The 25,914-nt window shown below is 61.2% G+C and carries 30 protein-coding genes and 1 tRNA gene; 1 reads left to right on the top strand and 30 read right to left on the bottom strand.

The window, feature by feature from the left end; translation table 11 throughout:
• Positions 1 to 128: 128 nt before the first annotated feature.
• The 7 genes from ACOQOT_RS09005 to ACOQOT_RS09035 form a co-directional block, all read right to left on the bottom strand.
• On the bottom strand, positions 129 to 1,298 hold the full coding sequence (locus ACOQOT_RS09005; protein ID WP_420558970.1) for an isovaleryl-CoA dehydrogenase: 1,170 nt from the start codon (positions 1,296 to 1,298) through the stop codon (positions 129 to 131).
• Positions 1,299 to 1,355: 57 nt separating this feature from the next.
• Entirely contained in the window at positions 1,356 to 2,300 is a 945-nt protein-coding gene (locus ACOQOT_RS09010) for a Kelch repeat-containing protein (RefSeq protein ID WP_420558971.1), read from the bottom strand.
• Positions 2,301 to 2,322: 22 nt separating this feature from the next.
• Positions 2,323 to 3,705: a magnesium transporter gene (mgtE, locus tag ACOQOT_RS09015; RefSeq protein WP_420558972.1), complete on the bottom strand. Its 1,383-nt coding sequence runs from the start codon at positions 3,703 to 3,705 to the stop codon at positions 2,323 to 2,325.
• Positions 3,706 to 3,882: 177 nt separating this feature from the next.
• Positions 3,883 to 3,969 (bottom strand) — tRNA-Leu (locus ACOQOT_RS09020).
• An 89-nt stretch (positions 3,970 to 4,058) separates the two neighbouring features.
• The gene (locus ACOQOT_RS09025) at positions 4,059 to 4,850 is read right to left on the bottom strand and encodes a phosphoadenylyl-sulfate reductase (protein WP_420558973.1); all 792 of its coding nucleotides are present in this window, start codon (positions 4,848 to 4,850) and stop codon (positions 4,059 to 4,061) included.
• Complete coding sequence (locus tag ACOQOT_RS09030) at positions 4,847 to 5,395, bottom strand: precorrin-2 dehydrogenase/sirohydrochlorin ferrochelatase family protein (RefSeq protein WP_420558974.1); 549 nt, start codon at positions 5,393 to 5,395, stop codon at positions 4,847 to 4,849. Before ACOQOT_RS09030 ends, ACOQOT_RS09025 begins: the two co-directional genes overlap by 4 nt.
• 188 nt (positions 5,396 to 5,583) lie before the next feature.
• Positions 5,584 to 5,853 (bottom strand): FliM/FliN family flagellar motor switch protein, encoded by a 270-nt coding sequence (locus ACOQOT_RS09035; protein ID WP_045448916.1) that lies wholly within the window; start codon positions 5,851 to 5,853, stop codon positions 5,584 to 5,586.
• A gap of 47 nt (positions 5,854 to 5,900) precedes the next feature.
• Between ACOQOT_RS09035 and lipB the strand changes: the two genes are divergently transcribed.
• Positions 5,901 to 6,623: a lipoyl(octanoyl) transferase LipB gene (gene lipB, locus ACOQOT_RS09040; protein ID WP_420558975.1), complete on the top strand. Its 723-nt coding sequence runs from the start codon at positions 5,901 to 5,903 to the stop codon at positions 6,621 to 6,623.
• 4 nt (positions 6,624 to 6,627) lie between these two features.
• Here the strand turns inward: lipB and ACOQOT_RS09045 are convergent, their stop codons facing one another.
• From ACOQOT_RS09045 to rpsN, 23 genes are all read right to left on the bottom strand, one after another.
• On the bottom strand, positions 6,628 to 7,596 hold the full coding sequence (locus tag ACOQOT_RS09045) for a hypothetical protein (RefSeq protein WP_420558976.1): 969 nt from the start codon (positions 7,594 to 7,596) through the stop codon (positions 6,628 to 6,630).
• Positions 7,597 to 7,653: 57 nt separating this feature from the next.
• The gene (locus ACOQOT_RS09050; protein ID WP_420558977.1) at positions 7,654 to 8,721 is read right to left on the bottom strand and encodes a beta-N-acetylglucosaminidase domain-containing protein; all 1,068 of its coding nucleotides are present in this window, start codon (positions 8,719 to 8,721) and stop codon (positions 7,654 to 7,656) included.
• 22 nt (positions 8,722 to 8,743) lie between these two features.
• On the bottom strand, positions 8,744 to 10,765 hold the full coding sequence (locus tag ACOQOT_RS09055) for an acetyl-CoA carboxylase biotin carboxylase subunit (RefSeq protein WP_420558978.1): 2,022 nt from the start codon (positions 10,763 to 10,765) through the stop codon (positions 8,744 to 8,746).
• Positions 10,766 to 10,774: 9 nt separating this feature from the next.
• Positions 10,775 to 12,307: an acyl-CoA carboxylase subunit beta gene (locus ACOQOT_RS09060; RefSeq protein WP_420558979.1), complete on the bottom strand. Its 1,533-nt coding sequence runs from the start codon at positions 12,305 to 12,307 to the stop codon at positions 10,775 to 10,777.
• A gap of 213 nt (positions 12,308 to 12,520) precedes the next feature.
• Positions 12,521 to 13,300 carry an ATP12 family chaperone protein gene (locus tag ACOQOT_RS09065; protein WP_420558980.1) on the bottom strand — a complete coding sequence of 260 codons (780 nt, stop codon included), beginning with the start codon at positions 13,298 to 13,300 and terminating at the stop codon, positions 12,521 to 12,523.
• Positions 13,297 to 14,025: an HAD-IA family hydrolase gene (locus ACOQOT_RS09070; RefSeq protein WP_420558981.1), complete on the bottom strand. Its 729-nt coding sequence runs from the start codon at positions 14,023 to 14,025 to the stop codon at positions 13,297 to 13,299. The genes ACOQOT_RS09065 and ACOQOT_RS09070 overlap by 4 nt, the downstream gene beginning before the upstream one ends.
• Positions 14,022 to 15,014, bottom strand: a complete 993-nt coding sequence (locus ACOQOT_RS09075; protein WP_420558982.1) for an RluA family pseudouridine synthase — start codon at positions 15,012 to 15,014, stop codon at positions 14,022 to 14,024. Before ACOQOT_RS09075 ends, ACOQOT_RS09070 begins: the two co-directional genes overlap by 4 nt.
• On the bottom strand, positions 15,011 to 15,385 hold the full coding sequence (crcB, locus tag ACOQOT_RS09080; protein ID WP_420558983.1) for a fluoride efflux transporter CrcB: 375 nt from the start codon (positions 15,383 to 15,385) through the stop codon (positions 15,011 to 15,013). Before crcB ends, ACOQOT_RS09075 begins: the two co-directional genes overlap by 4 nt.
• Before the next feature lie 2 nt (positions 15,386 to 15,387).
• On the bottom strand, positions 15,388 to 16,692 hold the full coding sequence (locus tag ACOQOT_RS09085) for a replication-associated recombination protein A (RefSeq protein ID WP_420558984.1): 1,305 nt from the start codon (positions 16,690 to 16,692) through the stop codon (positions 15,388 to 15,390).
• Positions 16,693 to 16,748: 56 nt separating this feature from the next.
• Entirely contained in the window at positions 16,749 to 18,185 is a 1,437-nt protein-coding gene (locus ACOQOT_RS09090) for a DegQ family serine endoprotease (protein WP_420558985.1), read from the bottom strand.
• A gap of 208 nt (positions 18,186 to 18,393) precedes the next feature.
• Positions 18,394 to 18,813 carry a 50S ribosomal protein L17 gene (rplQ, locus tag ACOQOT_RS09095; RefSeq protein ID WP_045448932.1) on the bottom strand — a complete coding sequence of 140 codons (420 nt, stop codon included), beginning with the start codon at positions 18,811 to 18,813 and terminating at the stop codon, positions 18,394 to 18,396.
• Positions 18,814 to 18,865: 52 nt separating this feature from the next.
• Positions 18,866 to 19,936 (bottom strand): DNA-directed RNA polymerase subunit alpha, encoded by a 1,071-nt coding sequence (locus tag ACOQOT_RS09100; RefSeq protein WP_420558986.1) that lies wholly within the window; start codon positions 19,934 to 19,936, stop codon positions 18,866 to 18,868.
• Between the two features lie 50 nt (positions 19,937 to 19,986).
• Positions 19,987 to 20,376 (bottom strand): 30S ribosomal protein S11, encoded by a 390-nt coding sequence (rpsK, locus tag ACOQOT_RS09105; RefSeq protein WP_420558987.1) that lies wholly within the window; start codon positions 20,374 to 20,376, stop codon positions 19,987 to 19,989.
• A 36-nt stretch (positions 20,377 to 20,412) separates the two neighbouring features.
• On the bottom strand, positions 20,413 to 20,781 hold the full coding sequence (rpsM, locus tag ACOQOT_RS09110; RefSeq protein WP_045448940.1) for a 30S ribosomal protein S13: 369 nt from the start codon (positions 20,779 to 20,781) through the stop codon (positions 20,413 to 20,415).
• A 197-nt stretch (positions 20,782 to 20,978) separates the two neighbouring features.
• Positions 20,979 to 21,551 (bottom strand): adenylate kinase, encoded by a 573-nt coding sequence (locus tag ACOQOT_RS09115; protein WP_420558988.1) that lies wholly within the window; start codon positions 21,549 to 21,551, stop codon positions 20,979 to 20,981.
• A complete protein-coding gene (gene secY / locus ACOQOT_RS09120; protein WP_420558989.1) occupies positions 21,548 to 22,879 on the bottom strand; it encodes a preprotein translocase subunit SecY in 1,332 nt (443 codons plus the stop codon). Before secY ends, ACOQOT_RS09115 begins: the two co-directional genes overlap by 4 nt.
• A 53-nt stretch (positions 22,880 to 22,932) precedes the next feature.
• Positions 22,933 to 23,412, bottom strand: coding sequence for a 50S ribosomal protein L15 (rplO, locus tag ACOQOT_RS09125; protein WP_045448946.1), 480 nt, complete (start codon positions 23,410 to 23,412; stop codon positions 22,933 to 22,935).
• Between the two features lie 26 nt (positions 23,413 to 23,438).
• On the bottom strand, positions 23,439 to 23,633 hold the full coding sequence (gene rpmD, locus ACOQOT_RS09130; RefSeq protein ID WP_045448948.1) for a 50S ribosomal protein L30: 195 nt from the start codon (positions 23,631 to 23,633) through the stop codon (positions 23,439 to 23,441).
• 21 nt (positions 23,634 to 23,654) lie between these two features.
• Positions 23,655 to 24,224 carry a 30S ribosomal protein S5 gene (gene rpsE / locus ACOQOT_RS09135; RefSeq protein ID WP_045448950.1) on the bottom strand — a complete coding sequence of 190 codons (570 nt, stop codon included), beginning with the start codon at positions 24,222 to 24,224 and terminating at the stop codon, positions 23,655 to 23,657.
• Between the two features lie 7 nt (positions 24,225 to 24,231).
• The gene (gene rplR, locus ACOQOT_RS09140; RefSeq protein WP_420558990.1) at positions 24,232 to 24,588 is read right to left on the bottom strand and encodes a 50S ribosomal protein L18; all 357 of its coding nucleotides are present in this window, start codon (positions 24,586 to 24,588) and stop codon (positions 24,232 to 24,234) included.
• An 8-nt stretch (positions 24,589 to 24,596) separates the two neighbouring features.
• A complete protein-coding gene (gene rplF / locus ACOQOT_RS09145; RefSeq protein WP_420558991.1) occupies positions 24,597 to 25,130 on the bottom strand; it encodes a 50S ribosomal protein L6 in 534 nt (177 codons plus the stop codon).
• Between the two features lie 39 nt (positions 25,131 to 25,169).
• Positions 25,170 to 25,568 carry a 30S ribosomal protein S8 gene (rpsH, locus tag ACOQOT_RS09150; protein ID WP_420558992.1) on the bottom strand — a complete coding sequence of 133 codons (399 nt, stop codon included), beginning with the start codon at positions 25,566 to 25,568 and terminating at the stop codon, positions 25,170 to 25,172.
• A gap of 13 nt (positions 25,569 to 25,581) precedes the next feature.
• The gene (gene rpsN / locus ACOQOT_RS09155) at positions 25,582 to 25,887 is read right to left on the bottom strand and encodes a 30S ribosomal protein S14 (protein WP_045448959.1); all 306 of its coding nucleotides are present in this window, start codon (positions 25,885 to 25,887) and stop codon (positions 25,582 to 25,584) included.
• Between the last annotated feature and the right edge of the window lie 27 nt (positions 25,888 to 25,914).

The raw sequence follows: 25,914 nt of genomic DNA on the forward strand, positions 1-25,914 counted from the left end.
CGCCGCCCATACCCTGACATGTCATACCCCGCTTTATGCGGGGTATCCACGGCGGCACTCGCAAACCTTTCGGCAAGTTTCCGTGGATGGCCCGGATAAACCGGGCCATGACAAGTTAGAAAATGCAGCTACGCCGTTTCGCTGAAAAGCTCCCGGCCGATCAGCATGCGGCGGATTTCGCTCGTGCCCGCGCCAATTTCATAAAGCTTGGCATCGCGCAGGAGGCGCCCCGTCGGGTATTCGTTGATATAACCGTTCCCGCCCAGCGCCTGAATGGCTTCCAGCGCCATCCATGTCGCCTTTTCCGCCGAATAAAGAATGGCAGCCGCCGCATCCTTGCGCGTCGTCTCGCCCCGGTCGCACGCCTTTGCCACTGCGTAGACATAGGCGCGGGCAGCGTTCATGACAGTGTACATATCCGCGACCTTGCCCTGCATGAGTTGAAACTCGCCAATGGCCTGGCCGAACTGTTTGCGCTCATGCAGATAGGGCACCACCGCGTCCATGCAGGCGCGCATGATGCCGAGCGGGCCGCCAGAAAGCACGACGCGCTCATAATCGAGCCCGCTCATCAGCACACGCACGCCTTCATTCAGCTTGCCGAGAACGTTTTCTTCCGGCACTTCGCAATCCTGAAAGACAAGCTCACAAGTGTTGGAGCCGCGCATGCCGAGCTTGTCGAGCTTCTGCGCCGTGGAAAATCCTTTAAAGCCTTTCTCGATGAGAAAGGCCGTAATGCCGCGCGGTCCGGCATCCGGCTCGGTCTTGGCATAAACGACCAGCGTATCCGCGTCCGGGCCGTTGGTGATCCACATCTTGTTGCCGTTCAGCACATAGCGGTCACCCTTTTTGTCGGCGCGCAGCTTCATGGAAACGACATCGGACCCGGCGCCCGGCTCGCTCATGGCAAGCGCGCCGATATGCTCGCCGGAAACGAGCTTCGGCAGATATTTCTGCTTCTGCGCTTCGGTCCCCATGCGGCGGATCTGGTTGACGCAGAGATTGGAATGGGCGCCGTAGGAAAGGCCGACACTCGCCGAGCCACGGCTGATCTCTTCCATCGCCACGACATGCTCGAGATAGCCCATGGCCGAGCCGCCATATTCCTCTTCAACCGTCACGCCGAGAAGGCCGAGCCCGCCCAGTTCACGCCAAAGCTCTTTCGGGAATTCATTCGTGCGGTCGATATCGGCCGCACGAGGGGCGATCTTGTCTTGAGAAAAATTATGTGCCGTCTCGCGCAGCATGTCGGCGGTATCGCCGAGATCGAAATTGAGTGAAGGATAAGCTGCGCTCATCGGAATTTTCTCCCGTTCGTCTGAAATGCGTGAAGCTGTGTACCAGCTTGCTTTTGATTAAGGGCGGTAACGGTTGACGCTATCCGTCTCCGTAAAGACCGTGTAAAAACCCGGGCCCGAGGCGCCGCCGATGGCGACCACCCCGCCCCTTCCCGGCACCAGGAGAAGACCATGGCGCGGTGTCGGCAGCGGTACGTCCTCGCGCCATTTGCGCCCCTCTGGGCCAAGCACATAATGGGTTGCATGGGTTTGCGGAGGTGAGGCCTGCTCGCCGCCCACTACGTGAATATTCTCACCGAAAACGGCAGCCGCGTGTCCCGCCCGCGCCGCCGGAAGCGCCGGGCCTTCGCTCCAGCGTCCCGCTTCCACGTCGTAAATATCGACGCGGCCCGTTATTTCACCATTCGCCAAGCGCCCGCCGATCGCATAAAGCTTGCCCTTATGCGCCACAAGCGCCAGGCCCGAGCGAGGCTGCGGCAGGGGCGCGGAAAGGGCGGACCATTCTTCCGTTCCCGGATCGTAAACCAGAACGCTTGCCGCGCTGCCGCCCTCGCCGCCGACGACATAAAGCTTGCCGCCAAGCGCCGCCATGCCATGCCAGGCGCGGGGCGCGGGCATATCCGGCCCGCTCACCCAGAAGCCGAGCGAGGGATCGAGCACCCAGAGGCGCGCATTATCCGCGCCCTTGCTCTCCTTCAGGTAGCCGCCGGAAAGATAAATCAGCCCGCCGAGGCTCGCCATGGCGCCCTGCTGCACCCCCTCGGGAAGCGCCGGACCCGAGCGCCAGATATCGCCCAGCATGTCGTAAATCTCGACACTGTTCTGCGGCGCGGTAATGCCGGCGCCGCCCGCGACATAAATGTCTTCGCCGCGCACGGCAGCCGACGAGAAAGCGCGGGCATTGTTCATCGGCACGCCGTCCTGCCATGCGCCGGCAAGAGCGGCAGGCGCGCTTGCCAAGCTCACGAGCACGAAAGACGTAATCACACTTGCCAAACGCATCACACTCTCCTTCCGCCCGCGCTCACATGAGCCAGATGGCGGCCAAGCCGAGAAAAGCAAAGAACCCGACAACATCGGTCATCGTCGTCACAAAGACACTGGAGGCGACCGCCGGGTCGATATTCATCCGGTCGAGCGCCATGGGCACGAGGATACCCGAAACCGCGGCCACCACCATGTTCACAATCATGGCAGCCCCGAGCACGATCCCGAGCATCGTATCCTGAAACCAGACGCCGCCGACAACGCCGATAAGCAGCGCAAAAAGAACCCCGTTGACGACGCCCACAAGCAATTCACGGCGCATGAAGCGTAAGGCATTCAAAGGACCGAGCTCGCGCGTTGCCAGACTGCGCACGGCAACGGTCATGGTCTGCGTGCCTGCATTGCCGCCCATGGAAGCAACGATGGGCATGAGAACGGCGAGCGCCACCATCTGCTCGATCGTCGCATCGAAAAGCCCGATGACAACGGAAGCCAGAATGGCGGTGAGTAGATTGACGAAGAGCCAGGAGAAACGGTTGCGCGCGGTCAGCGCCACGCTGTCCCCCACCGCCTCTTCGTTGACGATACCGCCCATCAGCCGGATGTCTTCGGTCGCCTCTTCGGAGATTACCTCGACGATGTCGTCCACCGTCGTCACCCCGACCAGCCGGTCGTTCTCGTCGATCACGGCGGCGGAAATCAGGTCGTATTTTTCAAAGAGCCGGGCAACTTCCTCCCGGTCGGTATCGACGCGGATCAGCGTCTGCTCGGTATTCATGATGTCCGAGATTTTCGTCGGACGTTTAGAGCGCATCACCCGGTAAAGCGGCACGGTGCCGATGGGCCGGTAAGCGGGATCGACGACGAAAATTTCATAAAACTCGTCGGGCAGATCTTCCGCCTCGCGCATATAGTCGATCGTATGGCCCACATCCCAGAAGGGCGGCACCGCCACGAGGTGGCGCTGCATGAGGCGGCCGGCACTATCCTCGGGATATTCAAGCGCCCGCTCGAGCGCCGCGCGCTCATCCGCCGGCATTTGCGAGAGGATTTCCTGCTGGCCTTGCTGGTCAAGGTCTTCGAGCAGATAAACCGCGTCGTCCGAATCCATTTCGGCAAGCGCCTGGGCAATGTCGCCCGGATCGAGCAGCGCGATCACTTCATCGCGCACGCCCTCTTCCAGTTCGGAGAGCACTTCGGGCTTCAGCTCCGAGCCCAGCATCTCCACAAGCGCGCGGCGCTCATCCGTGCGCATGAGATCGAGCAGCTCGGCGATATCCGCCGGGCGCATCGGCGCGATGAGATTGCGGACCTGGTCCCCGTCCCCGCGGTCGAGCGCATCGATCACCTGCCGCACGAATTGCGGGGTCAAGGGATCGTCACGCTCTTCGCTTTGTCTGGCGACGGCTGTTTCGCTCAATTCGTCTCACCTTGCGCAAAGGGTCACTAAAAGGCCGGACCTTGAGAAAGCCCGGCCGCGCTCGAATCGTCCCGCCTAGTTTGCGACAAAGCAGGCGGCGGCGCCAGTTCCAGATGGGAAGGATATAGGTTGAGCCGGGCATGAAAAAAGCCGGGTTTCCCCGGCTTTTTCATCGTTTGGTGCGGACGAGAAGACTCGAACTTCCACGGGTTTTACCCCACAGCGACCTCAACGCTGCGCGTCTACCAATTCCGCCACGTCCGCAGGCCATACGATTGGTGGCGGTGATGTAACAAATAGATTTGCGCTGCACAAGCCTCTTCGCACCGCCCGCCGCTTTAAATCGAAGGGTATCAGATACCGTCGCCATCCGTGTTGCCAGGCAGGTGAATACCGCACTCGTCCTTGTCGAGCCCGGCCCAGCGCCCGTCCCGGTAGCTGCCGCCCTCTTTCACCCGGCTGGTGCAGGGCATGCACCCGATGGAGGGATAGCCGTCCTTCACCAGGGGATGGCGGGGCAGCTTATGCTTGTCGAGATAGGCTTCCAGATCATCCAAGTCCCAAAGAGCCAGCGGGTTGATCTTGAAGCGGGTGCCCTCACCCATCCGCACTTTTTCTTCCTCGATGGCGTGCATGGCAGCCCGCGTCGAGGTCTGGAAGCGCTTGCGCCCGGTGATCGAGGCGCGGAAGGGCTTCAGCCCCCGTTCCAGCGGCAGCACCTTGCGGATGAAGCAGCAATCGTCGGCATCGGTATTCCAAAGCACGCCGTCCGGGTCCTTGGCGTTCAGATCGTCAGGATGAGGCCCGATGGCGCGCAGGTCCGTCAGGCCGAGCTTGTCCTGCAGCCGGTCGCGGTAGCGCAGCGTCTCGCCGAAGAGCTTGCCGGTATTGAGAAAGAGCACCGGCGTTGTCGGGTCAATCTGCGAGATCATGTGAAGCAGCACGGCGGATTCCGCCCCGAAGGAAGAAACCGCAGCGATCTCGCCCGGGAACTCGTCCTTGATGAGCGCCTCCAAAAGCGGCGCGCCGGTCAGGCCTTCATATTTCTCCCGGAGCCGGAGCAATTCGGAAGACGTGACATTTTCGCTATCCATGGCCGCGGCGCGGCGGTCGACGGTCTGCGTCTGCGCTGTTGCTAGCGTCATTTGAGCCATCCTTTATCTTCAATGAAGCGTTCTGTTTTCGCGCTGACCTGGGGGAGCGAGAGTCCTTCGGCGCGCCATTTCAGGCGCTGCGCGGCCACTTCGTCCAACCGGTCCGCCCATTCCGGGCCGAAAATTCTCTCCAAATAGCGCCTGATGAAGCGGGCCATGCCGGGCGCCTTGCCGCCCGTCAGGATCGCCAGGATCAGGTCGCCCCGCCGCACCAGGGCCGGCACATGAAAATCGCAAAGGTCGCGCTCGTCTTCCACATTGACGAGAGCGCCTGCTTTGCGCGCCACTGCGGCGAGACGCTCGCCTTCGGCGCGGGGCAGCCCCGCCACGAACACCACCCGGGCGGCCTTAACGGCTTCCAAGTCCGCTTCAGGGCTCTCAGCAGCCTCTGCCAGCGGGCCTTCCGCCTCGGCGCTGAAGACCCGCAGCTTACCGGCGCCGCCCGCCTTCAAAAGCGCCAGACGCTTTTCCCCCGCCTCACCGGCAGCAACCAGCACGGTCGGGCATAGATCCAAGTCAAGGCTGATGGGCAGCATCGCGGCTATCCTGTGCCATCATGAAAGCCCTGTCGCTTCCATTGCACAATCAGATAAGCTGTTTTCCCGAATAATTCAATATTTGAAAGTAGAATAGAAAATATAACACTTATAATGTGTTATATATGAGGCAGCGAGACCGCCCTCATGCACAACAGGGGCGTTTTCGAAAGAATTATCGGGTAGGTTTAAGCGATGGATTCGAAATTGCGGATTTTGTCGGTAATCGACACGGCAATCTTGTCTCCCTGAACCACAATCTCCCCGCGCGCGATGGGGATATTATTGGCCAGGACCCAGATTTCTTCATCCTGCTGGGCGTCGAGCTCGATAACGGCGCCGCGGCCCATTTTCAAAAGCTGGTGGATAGGCATACGGGAACGGCCAAGGACCACCGAAATCTCGATATGGACCTTGTTAATCGCTGTGACGCTTTCCATAACTTCTAATGCACTCATAAGACAGCTCCTGAACCTGCCCCAGAATTTCATGCCGCGGTTGCCACATGGTTAATCCAGCCTCTCCAAATCCGGATTCTTTTGCCCCCTCACCCCTTCTTGAAGGGCCGGAATGGAAGATTTCCGATGCCCCCGTCCCTTATGAGGAGGCGGTGCGCTTTATGGAGGCGCGCGCGGCGGCCATTGCCGAGGGAGAGGCGGGCGAGCTTGTCTGGCTGCTGGAGCATCCCCCGCTCTATACGGCAGGCACGAGCGCGGACCCGGCGGACCTTCTCACCCCCGAGCGCTTTCCCGTCTATGAGACGGGCCGGGGCGGTCAATACACCTATCACGGGCCCGGCCAGCGGGTTGCCTATGTGCTGCTCGATCTGAAGCGGCGCAAGCCGGATGTGCGGGCCTTCGTCGAGGATCTCGAGCGCTGGCTGATCGCGGCGCTCGCCGAATTCAACGTCAAAGGCGAAGTGCGCGACGGGCGGGTTGGCGTCTGGGTAGCACGCCCGCAGCTCGGAGCGGGTCGGGAGGACAAGATCGCGGCTATCGGCATCCGCCTGCGCAAATGGGTGTCCTTCCACGGCATCAGCCTGAATGTCGATCCCGAACTCGACCATTTCAGCGGCATCGTGCCTTGCGGCATTTCAGAACACGGGGTGACGAGCCTTGTCGATCTCGGCCTGCCCGTTTCCATGCCGGAAGTGGACAGCGTGCTGAAAAAGACCTTTGCCGAAGTGATCGGCCCGCCGCTTCTGGCCAAACGGGAACCAGAGACTTAAAGCCTTAAAGCAGATAGCGCGAGCGCCCGGCCATCAGCACCGCGCCGACACCCACGCTGACCGCCGCGAACCAGAGCACGCCGCCGATCAATGGCAGGCCCGCGACGCCCCACAGAATAAGCGCGCCGAGCACCACCGCCAGAATGCGCCGGTGGCGGCCAAGATCGATGTTGAAAGCGCCAACAACCCCGGCGCCCACCAGATGGATAGACATGACCATGCCGAGCGCCAGGCCCGCCACGTATAGCAGCAGCAGAATGAAGGCGAGCGGAATGCCGACCACGGTAAGCGCGGCGAAAATCGCAAGCAGCGGCAGGCCGAGCAGCCAGCCGACCCCGTAGGCCACGGCTTGTGCCGGGGTGGCCCGGCCGACATCCTGCACCGCGCTCGTCCAGCCTGGGGCGACCAGCGCCAGAATGGCGGCAAGGAAACCGAGAAAGACGGCGGAGGAAAAATTGAGGCGGAAGATGTAATTCACCCCGCTCTCGCCTTCCGGCGCGCGGCGCTCGAAGGAAATGGGGCTATCCAGAATCTGCGCGGAAATATCCCCGCCGATGAAAGCTTCGGGATCGATATCGGGCTCGGAGGTCACGAAGAAGGAAAGATCGCCGGCAATATCCGCATCCGCTGCGATTTCGAGCTTATCCGCCCAGACCGAGACATTGCCCGCAACGGGCCCGTTGATCAGCACCCGCGGCGCCCGCGCCTCCAGATTGCCGCCGATCCGCCCGTCGATCACCGCAACGCGGCCCGCCAGAAACACATCGCCCGTCACCTCGGTGTCGTTGCCGAGCACGATCCGGTCGCCGAGCGCGGTAAGCACGCCGTCCACATCTTCCGATAGCGCGACATCCTTGCCGGTCATGTAAAGCCGCTCGCCCGAGCGCCATTCCATGCCCTCATTCGCCGCGGCAGGCGCAGCTGCTGCGCAGAAGGACAGAAGGAAGAAAAAAGCCGAAACCCAGCGCTGCATATTCCCAGACCTGCAAAGAGAGCCGGTAAGACCGGAAAGAGTGAACCTGCCGCCAGTCTAGTCGGTCAGGCAGGCCGGGTCGAATTCATATCGCCCGGCAAGCCAATCGAGGATTTCCTTGCCAAGCGCCGTGCCCTCGAAAGGCACATAGCGCGCGGACATGGCCGGTGCATCGAGCTTGTCCAAGCCCTGACGCTGAAAAACCTCAAGATCGGCGATGAGAAGCCGCCCAAGGCTCTCCCCGGCTTCGGCAAGGGCCGCCCGCTCGAAAGCGGCGCGCGGATCGTACGCCTCCCCCAGCCGGTAGCTTTCCTCCAGCGTGCGCAAAGGAATGCGCGAGGCAGCGGGCTGGTTCATCGGGTTGACCGCATGGCCGGCAAGTAAGGGGCCGAGCGCGCCGGGCCTGCCGGTAAAGGCATCCAGATGCAAAAAGCGCGACATGCGCGCGCCGTCATTGACCGGATAATTGTCCCAGAGGAAAGGTTTGCGGGAGAAGATCTCCGTCACTTCCTCGATATGGGTATTCGTAAACTCGGGCGCGCAGACCTTCGGCCCCGTCCAGAACACATCGAAAGCCGGATCGAGATCCCGCCCCAGATCCTGCATATAATTTTCCGGCATGGCGCCGAAGACTTTTTCAAGGATCGGATCGAAAGAGTAATAGCTCGGGCACATGATGAAGCGGCTGGCCGTGCTCAGCGCCGCAATCTCATCCGTCAGTTTCGCTTGCAGGCCCGCAAGTCCCGGCACATCGCCCTTCATATCATCGAAGAGAATGCAAAGAATGTCGGGGCCGATAGCATTGATCTCGTCCATCTTGCGCTTCAGCGCCGCGCGCGCTTCCGCCGTATCGTCGAGATAAAATTCGAACGGGCTAAAGCCGATGCCGAAGGAAAGTCCTTCGGCCTTATAGGCCGCGGCAAGGCCGATGAGCGCTTCATGCTGGGCCGCCGGCCAGGGCGACTGCCAGCTTTTACGCAAAAACGTGTCGCCCTTCGGCGCATAGATATAAAAGCAAAAGCCGCGCTCCTTCAGGAACGCGGCATATGCATGGCGGTCTTCCCAGCTCCACTCCCGGCCGTAAAAGCCTTCGATGAGCCCGGCGGGGCAACGATCCTCGTTCATTGCACCCGCGCTCATGAGACCCCTATTCGAATTCGAGAATGATCTCGTCAACCGCGAGACTGTCGCCCGCCGCGCAGTTGATTTCCTTCACCACCCCGTCGCGCTCGGCGCGCAGGATGTTTTCCATCTTCATCGCCTCGACAACGGCAAGGGACTCGCCCGCTTTGACTTCCTGGCCGACTTCCACATTGATGGAGACGACAAGACCCGGCATCGGACAAAGCAGCAGTTTGGACGTATCCGCTTCCACCTTCTCCGGCATCAACAGCGCGAACTCATGGGCGCGGCGTGTGCGCACCACGACATTGGCCGAAGAGCCGCGATAATTGAGGTGATAGCCCTGCAGGCCCTTCGCGCGGTCAAGCTGCATGACGACCGGCTGGCCGTCGATCGCCCCGCGGAAGACCTTCTGGCCCGGCGTCCAGTTGCTGGAAATGTGATGACGGCTCGTGACCTCACCATCATCGCTCAGGAACGCCACATCGAGCCCGCCTGCCGCTTCCTGCGCTTTGACGCGCTGCGACCAGTCGGTACCGAAGGACACGACCCAGTCTTCCGGCAGCTTGCGCTGGCGGTGCGGCAGCTGATGGGAAATCTCCGTCGCCCGCGCCGCATGCAGCTCGTTCACATAAGTAGCGACAAGCGCGAAGAGATCCGCCCGTTCCGGCGTCACCTCAATGCCGCTGAACCCGTCCGGGAATTCTTCGGCGATGAAGCCCGTGGTCAGTGCGCCCGAGCGGAAGCGCGGATGCTCCATGATCGCGCCGAGGAACGGGATATTGTGCTGAATGCCCTCAATGCGGAACTGGTCCAGCGCCTCGGACATGGCATCGATCGCTTCTTCGCGGGTTGGCGCATGGGTGCAGAGCTTGGCGATCATCGGGTCGTAATAAAGGGAGATTTCACCGCCCTCGAAAACGCCCGTGTCGTTGCGAACCGTACGCGTGCCCGTCACCCCTTCGGCCGGCGGCTGATAGCGCACCAGACGGCCCGTGGAGGGCAGGAAGTTACGGTAGGGATCTTCCGCATAGATACGGCTTTCGATGGCCCAACCCTTCAGCTTCACATCCGCCTGTTTGAGTGAGAGTTTTTCGCCTGCCGCAATGCGGATCATATGTTCCACAAGGTCGATGCCGGTAATGAGTTCCGTCACCGGGTGCTCCACCTGGAGGCGCGTGTTCATTTCAAGGAAATAGAAGTTCTTTTCCTTGTCGACGATGAATTCCACCGTGCCCGCGCTGCGGTAATCGACGGCTTTGGCAAGCGCCACGGCCTGCTCGCCCATCGCCTTGCGGGTGGCTTCGTCGAGGAAGGGGCTCGGCGCCTCCTCGATCACTTTCTGGTTGCGGCGCTGAATGGAACATTCGCGCTCGCCCACATAGATCGCTTCCTTGCCGTCGGCCAGCACCTGAATTTCAATGTGGCGCGGCTCGGTCACGAATTTTTCGATGAAGATACGGTCATCGCCGAAGCTCGACTTTGCTTCGGAGACGGAGGAATTAAAGCCGTCCGCAACCTCGCCTTCCGACCAGGCAATACGCATGCCCTTGCCGCCGCCGCCGGCCGAGGCCTTGATCATCACCGGATAGCCGATTTCGTTGGCGATCTTCACCGCCTCATCCGTATCCTTGATGACGCCGAGATAGCCCGGCACCGTGTTGACCTTGGCTTCGTTGGCGAACTTCTTGGACGCGATCTTGTCGCCCATCACTTCGATGGCTTTGACGTTCGGCCCGATAAAGGCAATGCCTTCTTTTTCCAGCGCCTCGGCGAACTTCGCATTCTCCGACAGGAAGCCGTAACCCGGATGCACAGCTTCCGCGCCCGTCTCTTTGATGGCTTTGAGAATGTTTTCGATAATCAGATAAGACTGATTGGACGGCGCCGGGCCGATATTCACCGCCTCATCCGCCATTTCCACATGCAGCGCATCGCGGTCGGCGTCCGAATAAACGGCAACGGTTTGAATGCCCATGCGGCGGGCGGTCTTGATGACGCGGCAGGCAATCTCGCCGCGGTTCGCGATCAGAATCTTCTTGAACATGACGCCCCCTTACAACGGCAAATTGTCGTGTTTTTTCCAGGGATTTTCGAGCTCCTTGTCGCGCAGCAGCGCCAGAGCCCGGGCCACCCTGGCCCGTGTGCCGTGAGGCATGATCACATCGTCGATATAGCCGCGCTCGGCTGCGACGAACGGGTTGAGGAAGCGGTCTTCATAGGCCTTGGTATGCGCCTCGATCTTTTCCGGATCGCCAAGGTCCTGGCGGTGAATGATCTCCACCGCCCCTTTGGCGCCCATCACCGCGATCTGCGCCGTCGGCCAGGCATAGTTGATGTCGCCGCGCAGATGCTTGGAGGACATCACGTCATAGGCCCCGCCATAGGCTTTCCGGGTAATCACCGTCACCTTGGGAACGGTCGCTTCGGTATAAGCAAAGAGCAGCTTGGCGCCGTGCTTGATCAGCCCTCCATATTCCTGCGCCGTGCCCGGCAGGAAGCCCGGCACATCGACGAAGGTGACGATCGGAATCTCGAAACAATCGCAGAAGCGCACGAACCGCGCCGCCTTGCGGCTTGCATCGGAGTCAAGCACGCCCGCCAGCACCATGGGCTGGTTGGCGACGATGCCGACCGTGCGCCCTTCGATGCGCCCGAAACCGGTAATGATGTTCTTGGCGAAGTTTTCCTGCAGCTCGAAGAAGTCACCCTCATCCACCGTCTTCAGCACCAGCTCCTTCATGTCATAGGGCATGTTGGGATTGTGCGGGATGAGCGTGTCGAGCGAGGGTTCCTCGCGGTTCGGATCGTCGAAGAAAGGACGCTCCGGCACGCCGGACACGTTGGAAAGCGGCAGGAAGTCGATCAGCCGGCGCAGCTGCGTCATGGCGATCACGTCATTGTCGAAAGCCCCGTCGGCGACGGAAGATTTCGTCGTGTGGATCGAAGCACCGCCCAGCTCTTCGGCCGTCACGGTCTCATTCGTCACGGTCTTCACCACATCCGGGCCCGTCACGAACATGTAAGACGTATCGCGCACCATGAAGATGAAGTCGGTCATGGCGGGTGAGTAAACGTCGCCGCCCGCGCACGGGCCCATGATCACGGAAATCTGCGGCACGACGCCCGAAGCCATAACGTTCCGTGTGAAGACTTCCCCGTAACCGCCCAGCGCATCGACGCCTTCTTGAATGCGCGCGCCGCCCGCATCGAAAAGGCCGATCACCGGCGCGCCGGTGCGGATCGCCATGTCCTGAACCTTGGTGATTTTCTTGGCATGGGTACGGGAGAGTGAGCCGCCGAAAACGGTAAAGTCCTTGGCAAAGATATAGACCTTGCGCCCGTTCACCGTGCCCCAGCCGGTCACCACGCCATCACCCGGGAATTTGGTCTTTTCCATCCCGAATTCGTGGCAATCATGTTCGACGAACATGTCGAACTCTTCAAAAGAGCCTTCGTCGAGGAACAGTTCGATACGCTCGCGGGCGGTCAGTTTGCCCTTTGTGTGCTGCGCATCGATGCGGCGTTGCCCCCCGCCCATCCGGGCGTTCTGACGCCGCTCTTCCAACTGGCGGACGATTTCTTTCATGGCGTCCCCTCACCTTGTTACTTTGCGTTTTGAGGCCGTTTTCAGACAGGCGGCGAACCCGCCCTTGCGATACCCTAAAAGCCGGGAAAAGCTGAAAATTTGGCGCCTTGAATAGCACCCGCGCCGGGCAATGACCACCCGCTTCTTGCCTTTCTGCACCCGCTCCCGCGCAAGCTGGCGGTGACGTTGCGGCAATCTCTCCAGCCTAGGCGCTTAGCGTCCCATAAGCGCGAGGAATCGCCCCGCCGCCTCGATAGCGCCGCGCCGGGCCACCAGCCTGTCCCGCGCTTCTGCGTCCTCGCCCCATTGCTCGGCCTGGAAGGCTTCATCGAGATGGGCGGCCTCATAAGCAGTCTCCGGCGTGATATGACCGCGATGGACCGCCAGCGCGATGATCAACGAGCCGGTAAGCGCGGTCAGGCTGGAAAAGCCGCTCAGCTCGAAATCGTCCATCCCTTCGACGGGGCCCCGAAGACGCGCCAAATGCGAGGCATCCTGTTCGAGCGGCAGCACGCTCGCAGTTATGGCAAGCCGCGCGCCAAAACTTTCCTCCGCCCAATCGAGCAGCGGCTGCCACTGCGCCGCCTGCCGCTCGGCCAAGGCTTCGGGAAAATCCGCCCGGTAACACAGGAGGTCCGTGCCCGCGAAATTCATTACTTCGTCGATCACTGCCGCCCGCTGCGCCGAAATCCGGTCGATGGCGGTATTGGCAAGCTTGGTGAGCGGCATGGAGAAGGTGTCGATATGTTCCTTCTGCGCGTCCCATTCACCGGCAATCGCCCGGCCAAGCGGTTCGGCGGGCACGCGCAGCACGGCTTTGGCCGGCGTCTTCACCACCCGCCCGTCCAGGGTGATGGCAAAACCGCCTTCCTCTTCGCGGATATTCACATCCTTGTAGAAGCGTTTGGGCTTCGGCGCTTTGGCGTCCTTGCCCGGATGCGGCTTGAAACGGTCTGCGGCAAGGTTCCGGCCCAATTCATCATCAATGCTCATTCCGCCGCCTCTTTACCGTTCGGGGCTTTGCCTTGCGCCTTACTCTGCCACTCCGTCCAAAGCGTGCCGAGCGCCTCTTCCGTTTCGCCGAAATGCTGCAAAATGAGCCGCGCGCCGCTGGCGCTGAGCGCGGTCGGCTCATGATAGCCCCAGGCAACGCCAAGCCCGTGTGCGCCCGCGCTCCGCGCCATCAGCATATCATAGCTGGTGTCACCGATAACGACCGTGTGGTCCGCCCGGGCACCGGTTTCGCCGAGCGCCCGCTCGATCATGCCCGGATGGGGTTTGGAAGGCGCATCGTCGGCGGTTTGCAGCGTGATGAAATAATCGGACAGTTCATGCAGCGCCAGAATGTTGCGCAGGCCCTTTTGCGATTTGCCCGTCACGATGCCGAGCAGCACATTTTCTTCGTTCCGCAGCCAGTCCAGCGCCTCCTGCGCGCCTTCGAACAAAGGTTCGTGCAGATCGGGCCGCCCGCGCAGGGTCGTGAACGCATCGCGGTAAGCCTCCGTTACCCGCATCAAGGTCGCAGGGTCCGTTTCCGGCAAAAGCGCGGCAATGGCGTTTTCAAGCGAAAGGCCCACAATGGACAGCACTTCCCCGCGGGGCAGCAGTTCCAGGCCGTTTTGCGTGAAGGCCTCGTTCATCGCCGCGACAATCATATGCTGGCTGTCGACAAGCGTGCCGTCGCAGTCAAAGAGCACGAGTTTCAGCTCTCCGCTCATGCCAGAAGCTCCACAAACGGATCACCGTCATCATTGGGATCGAAACCGAGCAGTTTCCAGGCTTTCAGCATATGCTCCGGCAACGGTGCGGTGCATTTCAGCCGCCCGCCTTCGGGGTGGGCAATATCGAGAGCGCGGGCATGAAGATGCAGCTTGCGCTCGATCTCCCCGCCCGGATGCGCTTCCGCCCCGCCATATTTGCCGTCCCCGGCAATCGGCGTTTTCAGCGCATAGGCGGCATGGGCGCGGATCTGGTGCGTGCGCCCTGTCACCGGCATGAAGGCCACCCAGGCAAGGCGCTGACCCGCCTGCGCCACCACGGCGAAATGGGTCGTGGCGTTTTTCGCTTCTTCATCCTCGAACTCGGCGGCATGCACCCGCTCGCGCCCCGGCCCGCCGAGTTTGGCAAGCGGCATACGGATCGTGCCTTGCGCCGGGCGCGGCACACCGACGGTGAGCGCCCAATAAATCTTGTGCGCATCCTTCTTTTTGAACGCCCGCCCGAGATAGGCCGCCGCCTTGCCGGTCCGTGCCAGCACCAGCACGCCGCTCGTATCCCTATCGAGCCGGTGGACGAGTTTCGGGCGCTCCGGCGCATCGAATTTCAGCCCCTCCAGCATCCCGTCGAGATGGCGTTCGGTTTTCGAGCCGCCCTGCACGGCAAGACCGGCCGGCTTGTTGATGACGATGAGCGAACTATCCTTATGTCGCACCAGCTCCTGCACATAGGCGCGGTCCTGCGGCGTGGTTTTTGGCTTCGGCTTTGCCGGCGGCGGGCTGAGATCGCCGAGCGGCGGCACGCGCACCATCTGCCCGGCCTCAAGACGGGCATTGCTTTTCACGCGCCCGCCATCCACCCGCACCTGCCCCGTGCGCAGCAGCTTTTCGACGCGCCCTTGAGTGAGGCCCGGGTAACGCTTCTTCAGCCACTTATCGAGGCGCACGCCGTCGTCTTCGGCGCGGACATCCACTTGTTCGACATTACTCACGTCAGCACCGCCCTTACGGCATAAAGTCCCGCGAAGACCGCGGCGATGGAAAGGCCCATGGAACCGAACGCATAAAGCAGCGCCAGGCCCGCCTGTTTCTTTTCAAAAAGGTTCGCCACATCGAGCGAATAAGCGGAGAAGGTCGTAAAGCCGCCGAGCACGCCCGTCACGAGAAACGCGCGCATCTCAGGGGTAAGCGAAAGCCGCAAGGCGCCCGCTTCCACCAGCGCGCCGATGAGGAACGAGCCGATGACATTCACCCCGAACGTGCCCCAGGGAAAATTCGGCCCGAAAAGGCGCAGCGCCTGTGCGGCAAAGAGATAACGGGCGGACGCGCCCAGCGCTCCGCCCAGCGCCACAGATAGCAGCATTTTCACTTTGTCTTCTCCTGCCTCAGCTTTGCCCAATAGGCGAGCCGCTTGGCAATCTCCCGCTCGAACCCGCGCTCGGGCGGCTTATAGAACTGCCGGCGGTCCATTTCATCGGGAAAGTAATTCTGCCCCGAAAAAGCCTCCGGCGTGTCGTGGTCATAAACATAGCCTTCCCCGTAGCCAAGCTCCTTCATCAGTTTGGTCGGGGCATTGAGGATATGGGCGGGCGGCGCCACGGAGCCCGTCTCCTTCGCCGCGCGCATGGCCTGGCCATAGGCTTTGTAAGCCGCGTTCGATTTCGGCGCGCTCGCCATATAAAGCACGGCCTGGGCAAGCGCCAGCTCGCCTTCCGGGCTGCCGAGAAAGTCATAGGCCTCTTTCGCATCGAGCGCCACGCGCAGCGCCTGCGGGTCGGAAAGGCCGATATCCTCGACCGCCATGCGCACCACCCGGCGAATGATATAAAGCGGGTCTTCCCCGCCCGTCAGCATCCGCGCCAGCCAGTAAAGCGCCGCATCCACATCCGAGCCGCGCACGGATTTATGCAGGGCACTGATGAGATTGTAATGCCCTTCCCGGCCCTTGTCGTAAAGCGGCGCGCGGCGCTGGACGAGACGGATCAGCTCGTCCGTCTCCACGACCTCCGGCAGATCGAGAGCGAAAAGCTCCTCGGCCATATTGAGCAGGAACCGCCCGTCCCCATCCGCCATGGCCCGCAGGGAGGCCCGCGCTTCTTCGGTAAGCGGAAGGCTGCGGCCCTCATAAGCTTCGGCGCGCTTCAGCAGCTCTTCGAGCGCCGGATCATCGAGCCGGTTCAGCACCAGCACCTGCGCGCGCGAGAGCAAAGCGGCGTTCAGCTCGAAAGAGGGGTTCTCCGTCGTCGCCCCGATCAGCGTCACCGTGCCGTCTTCCATCACGGGCAGAAAACTGTCCTGCTGGGTGCGGTTGAACCGGTGGATCTCGTCGATGAAAAGCAACGTGCCCTTGCCCGTCTCCCGCCGCGCGCGGGCCGCCTCGAAGGCTTTCTTCAAGTCCGCAACGCCGGAAAAGATCGCCGACATCTGATGGAACTCGAGCCCCACATGCCCCGCCAGAAGCCGTGCCATGGTGGTCTTGCCGGTACCGGGCGGCCCCCAGAGAATGATCGAGGAAAGATGGCCGGAGGCGACCATCCGCCCGATGGGCCCCTCCGGGCCGATCAGGTGGCTTTGACCCACCACTTCCTCGAGCGACTTCGGGCGCAAACGGTCCGCCAGGGGCCGCGGCGCCTCATCGCCCATTCCGGCTGCATCGAAAAGCGTGTTCATCCGCTATGCCTAGCACGGAACGGCGCGCGTCTCACCCCGTCCCGCCAGCTTGTCACCTAGCCGCGCACACTGGCCGAGAAAATCTCGTCCCCGCGCTTGATCTTGAATTCCCATTGCCCGCGCGGCGTAGCAATCAGCTTTTGCAATTCGGCCGTATCGCCAACCTCATCCTCATCGATGGAAATGATGATATCGCCTGGGCGCACCCCGATCCGCTGGGCGGGGCTGCCCCGCTGCACGCGCAGAACCACGACGCCGGTCGCCAGCGTGTCGATGCGCAGTTCATCGGCAAAGGCGGGGGAAAGATTGCCCACCGTCGCCCCGGAAAAGGGGTTGCGGCCCGAAAGCTCCGTCACATTGCGGGGCGGGTCTTCCGGTGGAAGCTGCAGGGAGAGCCGCGCCGTACCCGTGCGCCCGCCGCGCACATAGGAAACTTCCATGCGCGCGCCTTCCGCCTTCGTCGCCACCCGGTAGCGCACGCTTTGAGGGTCGAACACATCGCGCCCATCGACGGCGCGGATCACGTCCCCGGTGCGAAGGCCCGCCTTATCCGCTGGCCCGCCCGGATAAACATTCTGCACCAAGGCCCCCCCCGGCCTATCAAGGCCCAGACTTTCGGCAAGGTCGGAGGTGACGGGCTGCAGGCTCGCCCCGAGCCAGGGCCGCTTCACCGTGCCGCCATCGACCGCGAATTCCACCACCGAGCGCACCATATTGGCCGGGATGGCAAAGCCGATCCCGATCGAGCCGCCCGAGCGGGAAAAGATCGCCGTATTGATGCCGATCAGCTGACCGTCCATCGTCACCAATGCACCGCCGGAATTGCCCGGATTGACCGCGGCATCGGTCTGAATGAAGAATTGATAATCGGACACCCCGACCTGCGTGCGCGCCAGCGCCGAGACGATCCCGCTCGTCACGGTCTGCCCGACACCGAAGGGATTGCCGATCGCCAGCACCAGATCGCCCACCTCGACCGCATCGGAATCCTTGAAGGTAATCGCCGGCAGCGTCTCGCCCTTAGGGTCGATGCGCAAAACGGCAAGGTCCGTGCGTTCATCGGCCAGCACGAGCTCCGCGTCGAATTCACGCCGGTCCGCCAGCGCCACGGTAAAGCTGTCACCCTCCGCCACCACGTGATTGTTGGTGACGATGATCCCGTCGCCCCGCACGATGACGCCGGAACCCAGCGACTGTTGCACCCGCTCACGCGGCACACCGAAGCTGAAACGGTCGCCGAAAAAGCGCTGGAAGAATGGATCATTGGAGAAAGGAGATGGGCTCTCCTTCACCACCCGTTTGGAATAGACATTGACCACGGCAGGCGCGGCCTTTTGCACGACCGGCGCATAGGAAAGCTGCACCTCGGCCCGCGAGCCGGGCACCACGCGCGTGGTTTCGGCGCGCGCTGAAAGCGGCGTGAAAAGCAAAGCGGCGATCAAGAGGACGGCGGCAACCGCCATCCAGAACAGCGCATACGCGGAATCAGACATTACTTCCCCTACCATCACTCACTGCCCCGGCTATGGGCGGCCCCCTCGTCGAGGGTATTTTGGCCCACGCCGGTATTTTGGCAAAGGCCGGACCTTGCGCAAGTTACGATCCAGCCAGATTCCTGAAATATCCGGTTTATCCAAAACAAAAGGGCAGAAGCCGAAGCTCTGCCCTTTGTTTCTCGAAGACTTAAGTCACCGGCGGCCTTTAAGCTGCGGCATCCTCGTCATCCATGATCACGGGACCCGAATCCTGCCCGCGGGCGGTCTCATCACGGTCGACGAATTCGATGACAGCCATCGGCGCATTGTCGCCATGACGGAAACCGGCTTTCAGAACACGCGTGTAGCCGCCCTGGCGCTCTTTGTAGCGCGGACCCAGTTCGTCGAAGAGCTTGGCGGCCCATTTCTGGTCCGGCAGCTGCGAATAGGCCTGACGGCGCGCATGCAGATCGCCGCGCTTGCCGAGCGTCACCAGCTTCTCCACATAGGGGCGAAGCTCTTTGGCTTTCGGCAACGTGGTCACGATCTGCTCGTGCTTGATCAGCGCAACGGCCATATTGGCGAGCAACGCCTTACGGTGGCTAGCTGTTCTGTTGAGCTTGCGGCCGGCTTTCCCGTGGCGCATGACTGTCTCCTGCTCTTCAATCTACGGCGCCTCACGGCGCGGCATGTCAAACTTAATACTGATCTTCGAAACGCTTGGCCAGATCGTCGATATTTTCCGGCGGCCAGTTCGGCACTTCCATGCCGAGATGCAGGCCCATCTGCGCCAGCACTTCCTTGATTTCGTTCAAGGACTTACGGCCGAAGTTCGGCGTGCGGAGCATTTCCGCTTCCGTCTTCTGAATGAGATCGCCGATATAAACGATGTTGTCGTTCTTCAGGCAGTTGGCCGACCGGACCGAAAGTTCCAGCTCGTCCACCTTCTTCAGAAGCGCCGGGTTGAATTCCAGCTCCGGACGGCGGTCTTCGACCACGGCTTCCTTGGGCTCTTCGAAATTTACGAAGATCTGCAGCTGGTCCTGGAGAATGCGGGCCGCATAGGCAAGCGCATCGTCCGGCGTCAGCGAGCCGTCGGTCTCAATCTGCATGGTCAGCTTGTCATAGTCGAGCACCTGACCTTCGCGGGTGTTTTCGACCTTGTAAGAGACGCGCTGCACGGGGCTGTAAAGGCTGTCGACCGGGATCAGGCCGATCGGCGCATCTTCCGGGCGGTTGCGCTCGGCGGCAACATAGCCCTTGCCCGTGTTGACCGTGAATTCCATACGGATTTCCGCCCCCTCATCGAGGGTCAGCAGCGCATGGTTCGGGTCCAGAATGTCGATATCCGCGCCCGCTTCGATGTCCCCTGCCGTCACGATGCCGGGGCCCGTTTTCACGAGGCTCATGCGCTTCGGACCTTCCGCATGCAGCTTGAGCGACATCTTCTTGATGTTCAGGATCACGTCGGTGACGTCTTCGCGTACACCGGCGATCGAGGAGAACTCGTGCAGCACACCGTCGATATGCACCGCCGTCACCGCAGAGCCCTGCAGCGAGGACATCAGCACCCGGCGCAGCGAGTTGCCAAGGGTCATGCCGAAGCCGCGCTCGAGCGGTTCTGCAACCACCGTCGCCTGACGCTTCGGGTCGTGGCCCGGCTGAACTTCAAGCTTGGCCGGCTTGATCAATTCTTCCCAATTCTTCTGGATCACTTGTGCAACCTCGTGCCGTTTTTCGGGGTTTCGATCAAACACCCTGGGCAGCATTCCCTGCCCGTTCGATCCAGCGCTGCAGCCCGCGGCCGCAGCGCTTCATATTAAACGCGCCGGCGCTTGGGCGGACGGCAGCCATTATGCGGGATCGGCGTCACGTCGCGGATCGACGTGATCACGAAACCGGCTGCCTGCAGTGCGCGCAACGCGGACTCGCGCCCGCCGCCCGGACCGCAAACTTCCACTTCCAGGGTCTTCATGCCGTGCTCGGCAGCTTTCTTGCCGGCGTCTTCAGCCGCAACCTGCGCCGCGAACGGCGTGGACTTACGGCTGCCTTTGAAACCCATGGCGCCGGAAGAGGACCACGAAATCGCGTTGCCCTGGGCATCCGTGATCGTGATCATCGTGTTGTTGAAGGAGGAATTCACATGGGCCACGCCAGAGGTGATGTTCTTCCGTTCCCGGCGTTTGACGCGTGCTTTTTCCTTGGCCATCTCTTAACCTTCGTCGCTTGCGGAAAACCCGCGTGATTACTTCTTCTTGCCGGCAATAGCTTTTGCCGGGCCTTTGCGGGTGCGCGCATTGGTGTGCGTGCGCTGGCCGCGAACCGGAAGACCGCGGCGATGCCGCAAGCCGCGATAGCAGCCCAGGTCCATCAGACGCTTGATGTTCATGGCCGTCTCACGGCGCAGGTCACCTTCCACGGTGTACCCGGCGTCGATCGTTTCACGGATCTGGATCACCTCGGCGTCGGTGAGTTCGTTCACGCGGCGCTCAGGGGCAATACCAACTTTCTCACAGATATCGGCCGAATGTTTGGCACCGATGCCGTGAATATATTGAAGCGCGATCACGACCCGCTTATTGGTCGGGATGTTGACGCCAGCGATACGAGCCACGTTGTCTCTCCTAATCCGAGGAATCGCAAGCCAAAAACCAGCACCAAGCAGCACCCGGGTTTGCCGAAAAATGCCGGAATTCCGCCATTTTTCGTTAAGCAACCGAAAATCTGCCTGGAACTGTTGCTACGGAGGCCGGGATTATAGGAATTACCCCAATCCAGTCAACCGCTTAGGCAGCAGTTCCTGCGTTTCTTCTACAGTTTGAGCACGGCCTCGATTTCAGCCGTGACATCGTCAATCGATTTCATGCCGTCGACCGACCGGAGAATGCCTTTTTTCCCGTAATAGTCGATCAGCGGCGCGGTTTGTTCATGATAAACCCCAAGCCGCTTTTTCAGCGCTTCGGCATTATCATCCGCGCGGGCGCCCCCGGCGGTCTCGGCTGCCCGGGTTTCGATCCGGGACAGCAGAATCTTGTCGTCAACTTTCAGCTCGATTACGGCATCGAGCGCCTCGCCGCGACCGGCCAGCATCTCGTCCAGCGCCTCGGCCTGGGCCACATTCCGCGGAAAACCGTCCAGAATATAGCCGTTTTTGCAATCCGCCTGCTCGGTGCGCTCGGAAATGATGCGGACAACAACCTCGTCCGGCACCAGATCGCCGCGCGCCATGATCGCTTCGGCTTTTTTACCCACTTCCGTGCCCGCGGCAACGGCGGCGCGCAGCATGTCGCCCGTCGACAATTGCACGAGCCCGTGGCTCTCCTGGATACGCTGGGCTTGCGTCCCCTTGCCCGCGCCGGGAGGGCCCAAGAAAATCAACTTCATCGACGGCTTCCCCTGAGCTTGGACTTCTTGATGAGTCCTTCATACTGATGCGCAAGCAGATGGCTCTGGATCTGGGCGACCGTATCCATGGTCACGCTCACGACAATCAGAAGAGACGTACCGCCGAAATAGAACGGCACGCTGTATTGCGAAATCAGAATTTCAGGCAAGAGGCAGACAAGCGTAATATAGCCGGCGCCCACCACGGTCAGACGGGTCAGCACGTAGTCGATATATTCCGCCGTGCGCTTGCCGGGACGGATACCGGGAATGAACCCGCCATATTTGCGCAGGTTTTCCGCCGTATCCTCGGGATTGAAAACAATCGCCGTATAGAAAAAACAGAAGAAAATGATGCCGGCCGCATAAAGCGCCATATAGAGCGGCTGACCATGGCCGAGCAGCGCCGTCACCGTGTTCAGCCAGCCGGGACCCTGCCCTTGCGTGAAATTCGCAAGCGTGATCGGCAGCAGCAGAATAGACGAGGCGAAGATCGGCGGAATGACGCCGGCCGTATTCAGTTTCAGCGGCAGATGTGAGCTGTCGCCGCCGTAAATCTTCATGCCGACCTGGCGCTTGGGATATTGCACGATGAGCCGCCGCTGCGCCCGCTCCATGAAGACGATGGCTGCGATGACGCCCACCACCATGACCAACAGGAAGAGGATCAGTGCCGTAGAAATCGCGCCTTCACGGCCAAGCTCCAACGTGCCCACCAGCGCGGCAGGAAGCTCGGCGACGATACCGGCGAAAATAATCAGTGAAATCCCGTTACCGACGCCGCGCGCCGTGATCTGCTCACCCAGCCACATCAGAAAGACGGTGCCGCCCACCAGCGTAATGACTGTGCTCGCGCGGAAGAAGAGCCCCGGATCAAGCACCACATTGCCTGCCCCTTCCAGACCCACGGCAATGCCGTAGCCCTGCATCGTGGCCAGAAGCACCGTGCCGTAGCGTGTATACTGGGTAATCTGCTTGCGGCCCTGCTCACCTTCCTTCTTGAGCTGCGCCAGATGCGGGCTCACCGTCGTCATCAACTGAATGATAATCGACGCGGAAATGTAGGGCATGATCGTCAGCGCGAAGATCGCCATACGGCCGACCGCCCCGCCCGAGAACATGTTGAAGACGCCGAGCAGGCCGCTCTGCTGCTGCTGGAAGACCTGAGCCAGCGCCGCAGGGTCGATGCCGGGGAGCGGAATGTAAGTACCGAGCCGGTAAATGATCAGCGCGCCGAGCGTAAACCAAAGCCGCTTCTTGAGTTCCTCCGCCTTGGCAAAGGCAGAGAAATTCAGATTTGCCGCCAGCTGTTCCGCCGCTGATGCCATATCATGCCGCTCCAGGCAAAGGGCAGGTCGATGCCTGCCCTAATTTCTTGGAATTATTCGGAAGCTTCCGGTTTCGGAGCAACCTTGACGCTGCCGCCCGCTTTCTCAACCGCCTCGATGGCGCCCTTGGAGGCACCGGCGATATCGAAATTCACCTTGGCTTTCAGCTCGCCCTTGGCCAGAAGACGCACGCCGTCCTTCTTGACCCGGCGGATCACGCCGGCAGCCTGAAGAGCTTCACCCGTCACCGGTGCATTCGCATCGAGCTTGCCGGCATCGATGGCGGTCTGCACGCGGCCCAGATTGACCTCGTTATATTCCTTCGGCGAAGGCACGTTGAAGCCGCGCTTCGGCAGGCGCCGGTGCAGAGCCGTCTGACCGCCTTCATACCCTTTGATGGCCACGCCCGAACGGGATTTCTGACCCTTGACGCCCCGGCCGCCGGTCTTGCCCTTGCCGGAACCGATACCGCGGCCCACACGCATACGGGACTTACGGGCACCTTCGTTATCGGAAAGCTGATTGAGCTTCATTTCTCTGTCCTCGCCGCTGACGCGGTTTACGATTCTTCGACGATCCGCACCAAGTGTGCGACCTTGTTGACCATGCCGCGCACGGAAGGCGTATCTTCCAGCACGGAGGTCTTGTGCATTTTGTTGAGCCCGAGGCCGATCAACGTCTGCCGCTGATCGGGCTTGCGCCGGATCGGGCTAGCGATCTGCTGGACCGTAAGAGTGGACTTCTTGGCTGCCATCGGTCTAATCCTCGCTCAGGCTTACTCGCTTGCCAGCGCTTCGCCAGCACCATCGCTGCGGCGGCCAACAATGTCAGAAACTTTCTTGCCCCGGCGCGAAGCAACCATGCGCGGGCTCTGCTCCAGCGACAACGCATCGAAGGTTGCGCGAACCATGTTATAGGGATTCGAGGAGCCGAGCGACTTGGCAACCACGTCCTGAACGCCGAGCGTTTCGAACACGGCGCGCATCGGACCGCCTGCGATGATCCCGGTACCGGGAGGCGCCGAACGCAGAACCACACGGCCCGCGCCATGACGGCCTTCGATATCGTGGTGCAGCGTGCGCCCTTCGCGCAGCGGCACGCGCAACATGTTGCGCTTTGCCGATTCCGTCGCCTTACGGATAGCTTCCGGCACTTCGCGCGCCTTGCCATGACCGAAACCGACCCGGCCCTTCTGGTCGCCTACGACGACGAGAGCTGCGAAACCGAAACGCCGGCCGCCCTTCACCACCTTTGCGACGCGGTTGATATGGACCAGCTTGTCCACAAATTCGCTATCGCGCTCTTCCCGGTTGTCCTTACGTGCCACTTTGCTCGTCCTTTGAATTGAGACCTTAGAAGCTCAGGCCGCCCTCGCGGGCAGCGTCGGCAAGGGCCTTCACACGGCCGTGGTAGATGTAACCGCCACGGTCGAAAACCACTTCCTTCACACCGGCTTCCAGCGCGCGCTTGGCGACCAGTTTACCGATCTCGGCTGCAGCCGCCTGGTCCGCACCCTTAGCTGTGAAGTCTTTTTCCAGCGTCGAGGCCGAAGCCAGCGTTACGCCCTTCGTGTCATCGATGACCTGGGCATAAATATGCTTCGACGACCGGAAGACGGACAGCCGCAGGCGACCATTCGACATTTTGCGCAAACGGGCGCGATTGCGCTGTTTCCGCCGCTCGTTCAGATTGCGTTGCTGCTTGCTCATGGCTCTCGTTACTTCTTCTTGCCTTCCTTACGGAAGATGTATTCGTCCGAATAACGCACACCCTTGCCTTTGTAAGGCTCCGGCGGGCGGTATCCGCGAATTTCTGCCGCGACCTGGCCGACCTTCTGCTTGTCGATCCCGGTAATTTCGATTTCGGTCGGCTTCGGCGTTGCCACCTGAACACCTTCCGGCACCTCGTAAACCACATCGTGGCTAAAACCAAGAGCCAGCTGCAGTTTCTGGCCCTGAGCCTGCGCACGGTAGCCGACGCCGGTGATTTCCAGGTTCTTTTTGAACCCTTCCGCCACACCGTCAACCAGGTTCTGCACCAGCGTGCGCTGCATGCCCCACATGGAGCGGGCCCGCTTGCTGTCGTCGCGCGGAGCGACGGCGATGCCGTCTTCGCCCTGCGAGATCGATACTTCGTCCACCAGCGTGAGCGAAAGCTGACCCTTCGGGCCCTTCACCGCCACGTTCTGCCCGTCGATGTTCACAGTCACGCCGTTCGGGACGGTGATGGGTAGTTTACCAATTCGCGACATCGTTTTCGCTTCCTTGATCCGTTAGTCTGTTCCGCCGTCTTAGAAGACGCGGCACAGAACCTCGCCGCCGACATTGTTTTCGCGCGCCGACGCGTCAGACATCACACCTTTAGGCGTCGACAGGATCGAAACGCCGAGGCCGTTGCGCACCGCAGGAATGCCCCGCGCCGAGGAATAGACCCGGCGGCCAGGCGTCGAAACCCGCTGAATTTCATGAATGACCGGATGGCCTTCATGATACTTCAGGTGCACCTCAAATTCAGATTTACCGCCGCCATGGTCCACACGGGTATACCCGCGAATGAACCCTTCGGCTTCAAGAACGTCCAGAACCCAGCCACGCAGTTTGGAAGCCGGCGTGGAAACCGTCGACTTGCCCCGCATTTGGGCATTACGGATACGCGTGAGCATATCTCCGAGCGGATCGGTCATTGTCATGCGATCGCCCTCCTTACCAGCTCGACTTCACAAGCCCCGGGACCAGGCCATTCGACCCCAGCTCCCTGAGCGCAATACGTGACATACGCAGTTTGCGGTAATAAGCGCGCGGGCGTCCGGTCACATCGCAGCGATTGCGAATGCGAACCTTGGCCGAGTTGCGCGGCAGTTTCGCAAGGTCGAGCTGCGCCTGAAAGCGCTCCTCGGCCGAAAGCGACTTATCACTCGCAACCGCCTTAAGCTTTTCGCGCTTGTTTGCATAGCGCGCGACCAGCTTCTGACGTTTCATATTCTTTTCAATGGCGCTCTTCTTAGCCACTTAAACCTCCGATGACCGCATTGCGGA

Source organism: Tepidicaulis sp. (genome assembly GCF_965222285.1).
In the GTDB taxonomy this organism is placed as follows: domain Bacteria; phylum Pseudomonadota; class Alphaproteobacteria; order Parvibaculales; family Parvibaculaceae; genus Tepidicaulis.

Bases quoted from the DNA above. Each gene is read 5' to 3' on its own strand.
- ACOQOT_RS09070 (WP_420558981.1), bottom strand. From the start codon at position 14,025: ATGAGCGGAGAGCTGAAACTCGTGCTCTTTGACTGCGACGGCACGCTT.
- rplQ (WP_045448932.1), bottom strand. From the start codon at position 18,813: ATGCGCCACGGGAAAGCCGGCCGCAAGCTCAACAGAACAGCTAGCCAC.
- ACOQOT_RS09050 (WP_420558977.1), bottom strand. From the start codon at position 8,721: ATGAACGAGGATCGTTGCCCCGCCGGGCTCATCGAAGGCTTTTACGGC.
- ACOQOT_RS09010 (WP_420558971.1), bottom strand. From the start codon at position 2,300: ATGCGTTTGGCAAGTGTGATTACGTCTTTCGTGCTCGTGAGCTTGGCA.
- ACOQOT_RS09045 (WP_420558976.1), bottom strand. From the start codon at position 7,596: ATGCAGCGCTGGGTTTCGGCTTTTTTCTTCCTTCTGTCCTTCTGCGCA.
- lipB (WP_420558975.1), top strand. From the start codon at position 5,901: ATGGTTAATCCAGCCTCTCCAAATCCGGATTCTTTTGCCCCCTCACCC.
- ACOQOT_RS09025 (WP_420558973.1), bottom strand. From the start codon at position 4,850: ATGACGCTAGCAACAGCGCAGACGCAGACCGTCGACCGCCGCGCCGCG.
- ACOQOT_RS09065 (WP_420558980.1), bottom strand. From the start codon at position 13,300: ATGAGCATTGATGATGAATTGGGCCGGAACCTTGCCGCAGACCGTTTC.
- rpsK (WP_420558987.1), bottom strand. From the start codon at position 20,376: ATGGCCAAGGAAAAAGCACGCGTCAAACGCCGGGAACGGAAGAACATC.
- rplF (WP_420558991.1), bottom strand. From the start codon at position 25,130: ATGTCGCGAATTGGTAAACTACCCATCACCGTCCCGAACGGCGTGACT.
- rpmD (WP_045448948.1), bottom strand. From the start codon at position 23,633: ATGGCAGCCAAGAAGTCCACTCTTACGGTCCAGCAGATCGCTAGCCCG.
- ACOQOT_RS09100 (WP_420558986.1), bottom strand. From the start codon at position 19,936: ATGCTGCCCAGGGTGTTTGATCGAAACCCCGAAAAACGGCACGAGGTT.
- rplR (WP_420558990.1), bottom strand. From the start codon at position 24,588: ATGAGCAAGCAGCAACGCAATCTGAACGAGCGGCGGAAACAGCGCAAT.
- ACOQOT_RS09055 (WP_420558978.1), bottom strand. From the start codon at position 10,765: ATGTTCAAGAAGATTCTGATCGCGAACCGCGGCGAGATTGCCTGCCGC.
- ACOQOT_RS09090 (WP_420558985.1), bottom strand. From the start codon at position 18,185: ATGTCTGATTCCGCGTATGCGCTGTTCTGGATGGCGGTTGCCGCCGTC.
- secY (WP_420558989.1), bottom strand. From the start codon at position 22,879: ATGGCATCAGCGGCGGAACAGCTGGCGGCAAATCTGAATTTCTCTGCC.
- ACOQOT_RS09005 (WP_420558970.1), bottom strand. From the start codon at position 1,298: ATGAGCGCAGCTTATCCTTCACTCAATTTCGATCTCGGCGATACCGCC.
- ACOQOT_RS09035 (WP_045448916.1), bottom strand. From the start codon at position 5,853: ATGAGTGCATTAGAAGTTATGGAAAGCGTCACAGCGATTAACAAGGTC.
- rplO (WP_045448946.1), bottom strand. From the start codon at position 23,412: ATGAAGCTCAATCAGCTTTCCGATAACGAAGGTGCCCGTAAGTCCCGT.
- ACOQOT_RS09085 (WP_420558984.1), bottom strand. From the start codon at position 16,692: ATGAACACGCTTTTCGATGCAGCCGGAATGGGCGATGAGGCGCCGCGG.
- ACOQOT_RS09030 (WP_420558974.1), bottom strand. From the start codon at position 5,395: ATGCTGCCCATCAGCCTTGACTTGGATCTATGCCCGACCGTGCTGGTT.
- crcB (WP_420558983.1), bottom strand. From the start codon at position 15,385: ATGCTGCTATCTGTGGCGCTGGGCGGAGCGCTGGGCGCGTCCGCCCGT.
- rpsH (WP_420558992.1), bottom strand. From the start codon at position 25,568: ATGACAATGACCGATCCGCTCGGAGATATGCTCACGCGTATCCGTAAT.
- ACOQOT_RS09115 (WP_420558988.1), bottom strand. From the start codon at position 21,551: ATGAAGTTGATTTTCTTGGGCCCTCCCGGCGCGGGCAAGGGGACGCAA.
- ACOQOT_RS09060 (WP_420558979.1), bottom strand. From the start codon at position 12,307: ATGAAAGAAATCGTCCGCCAGTTGGAAGAGCGGCGTCAGAACGCCCGG.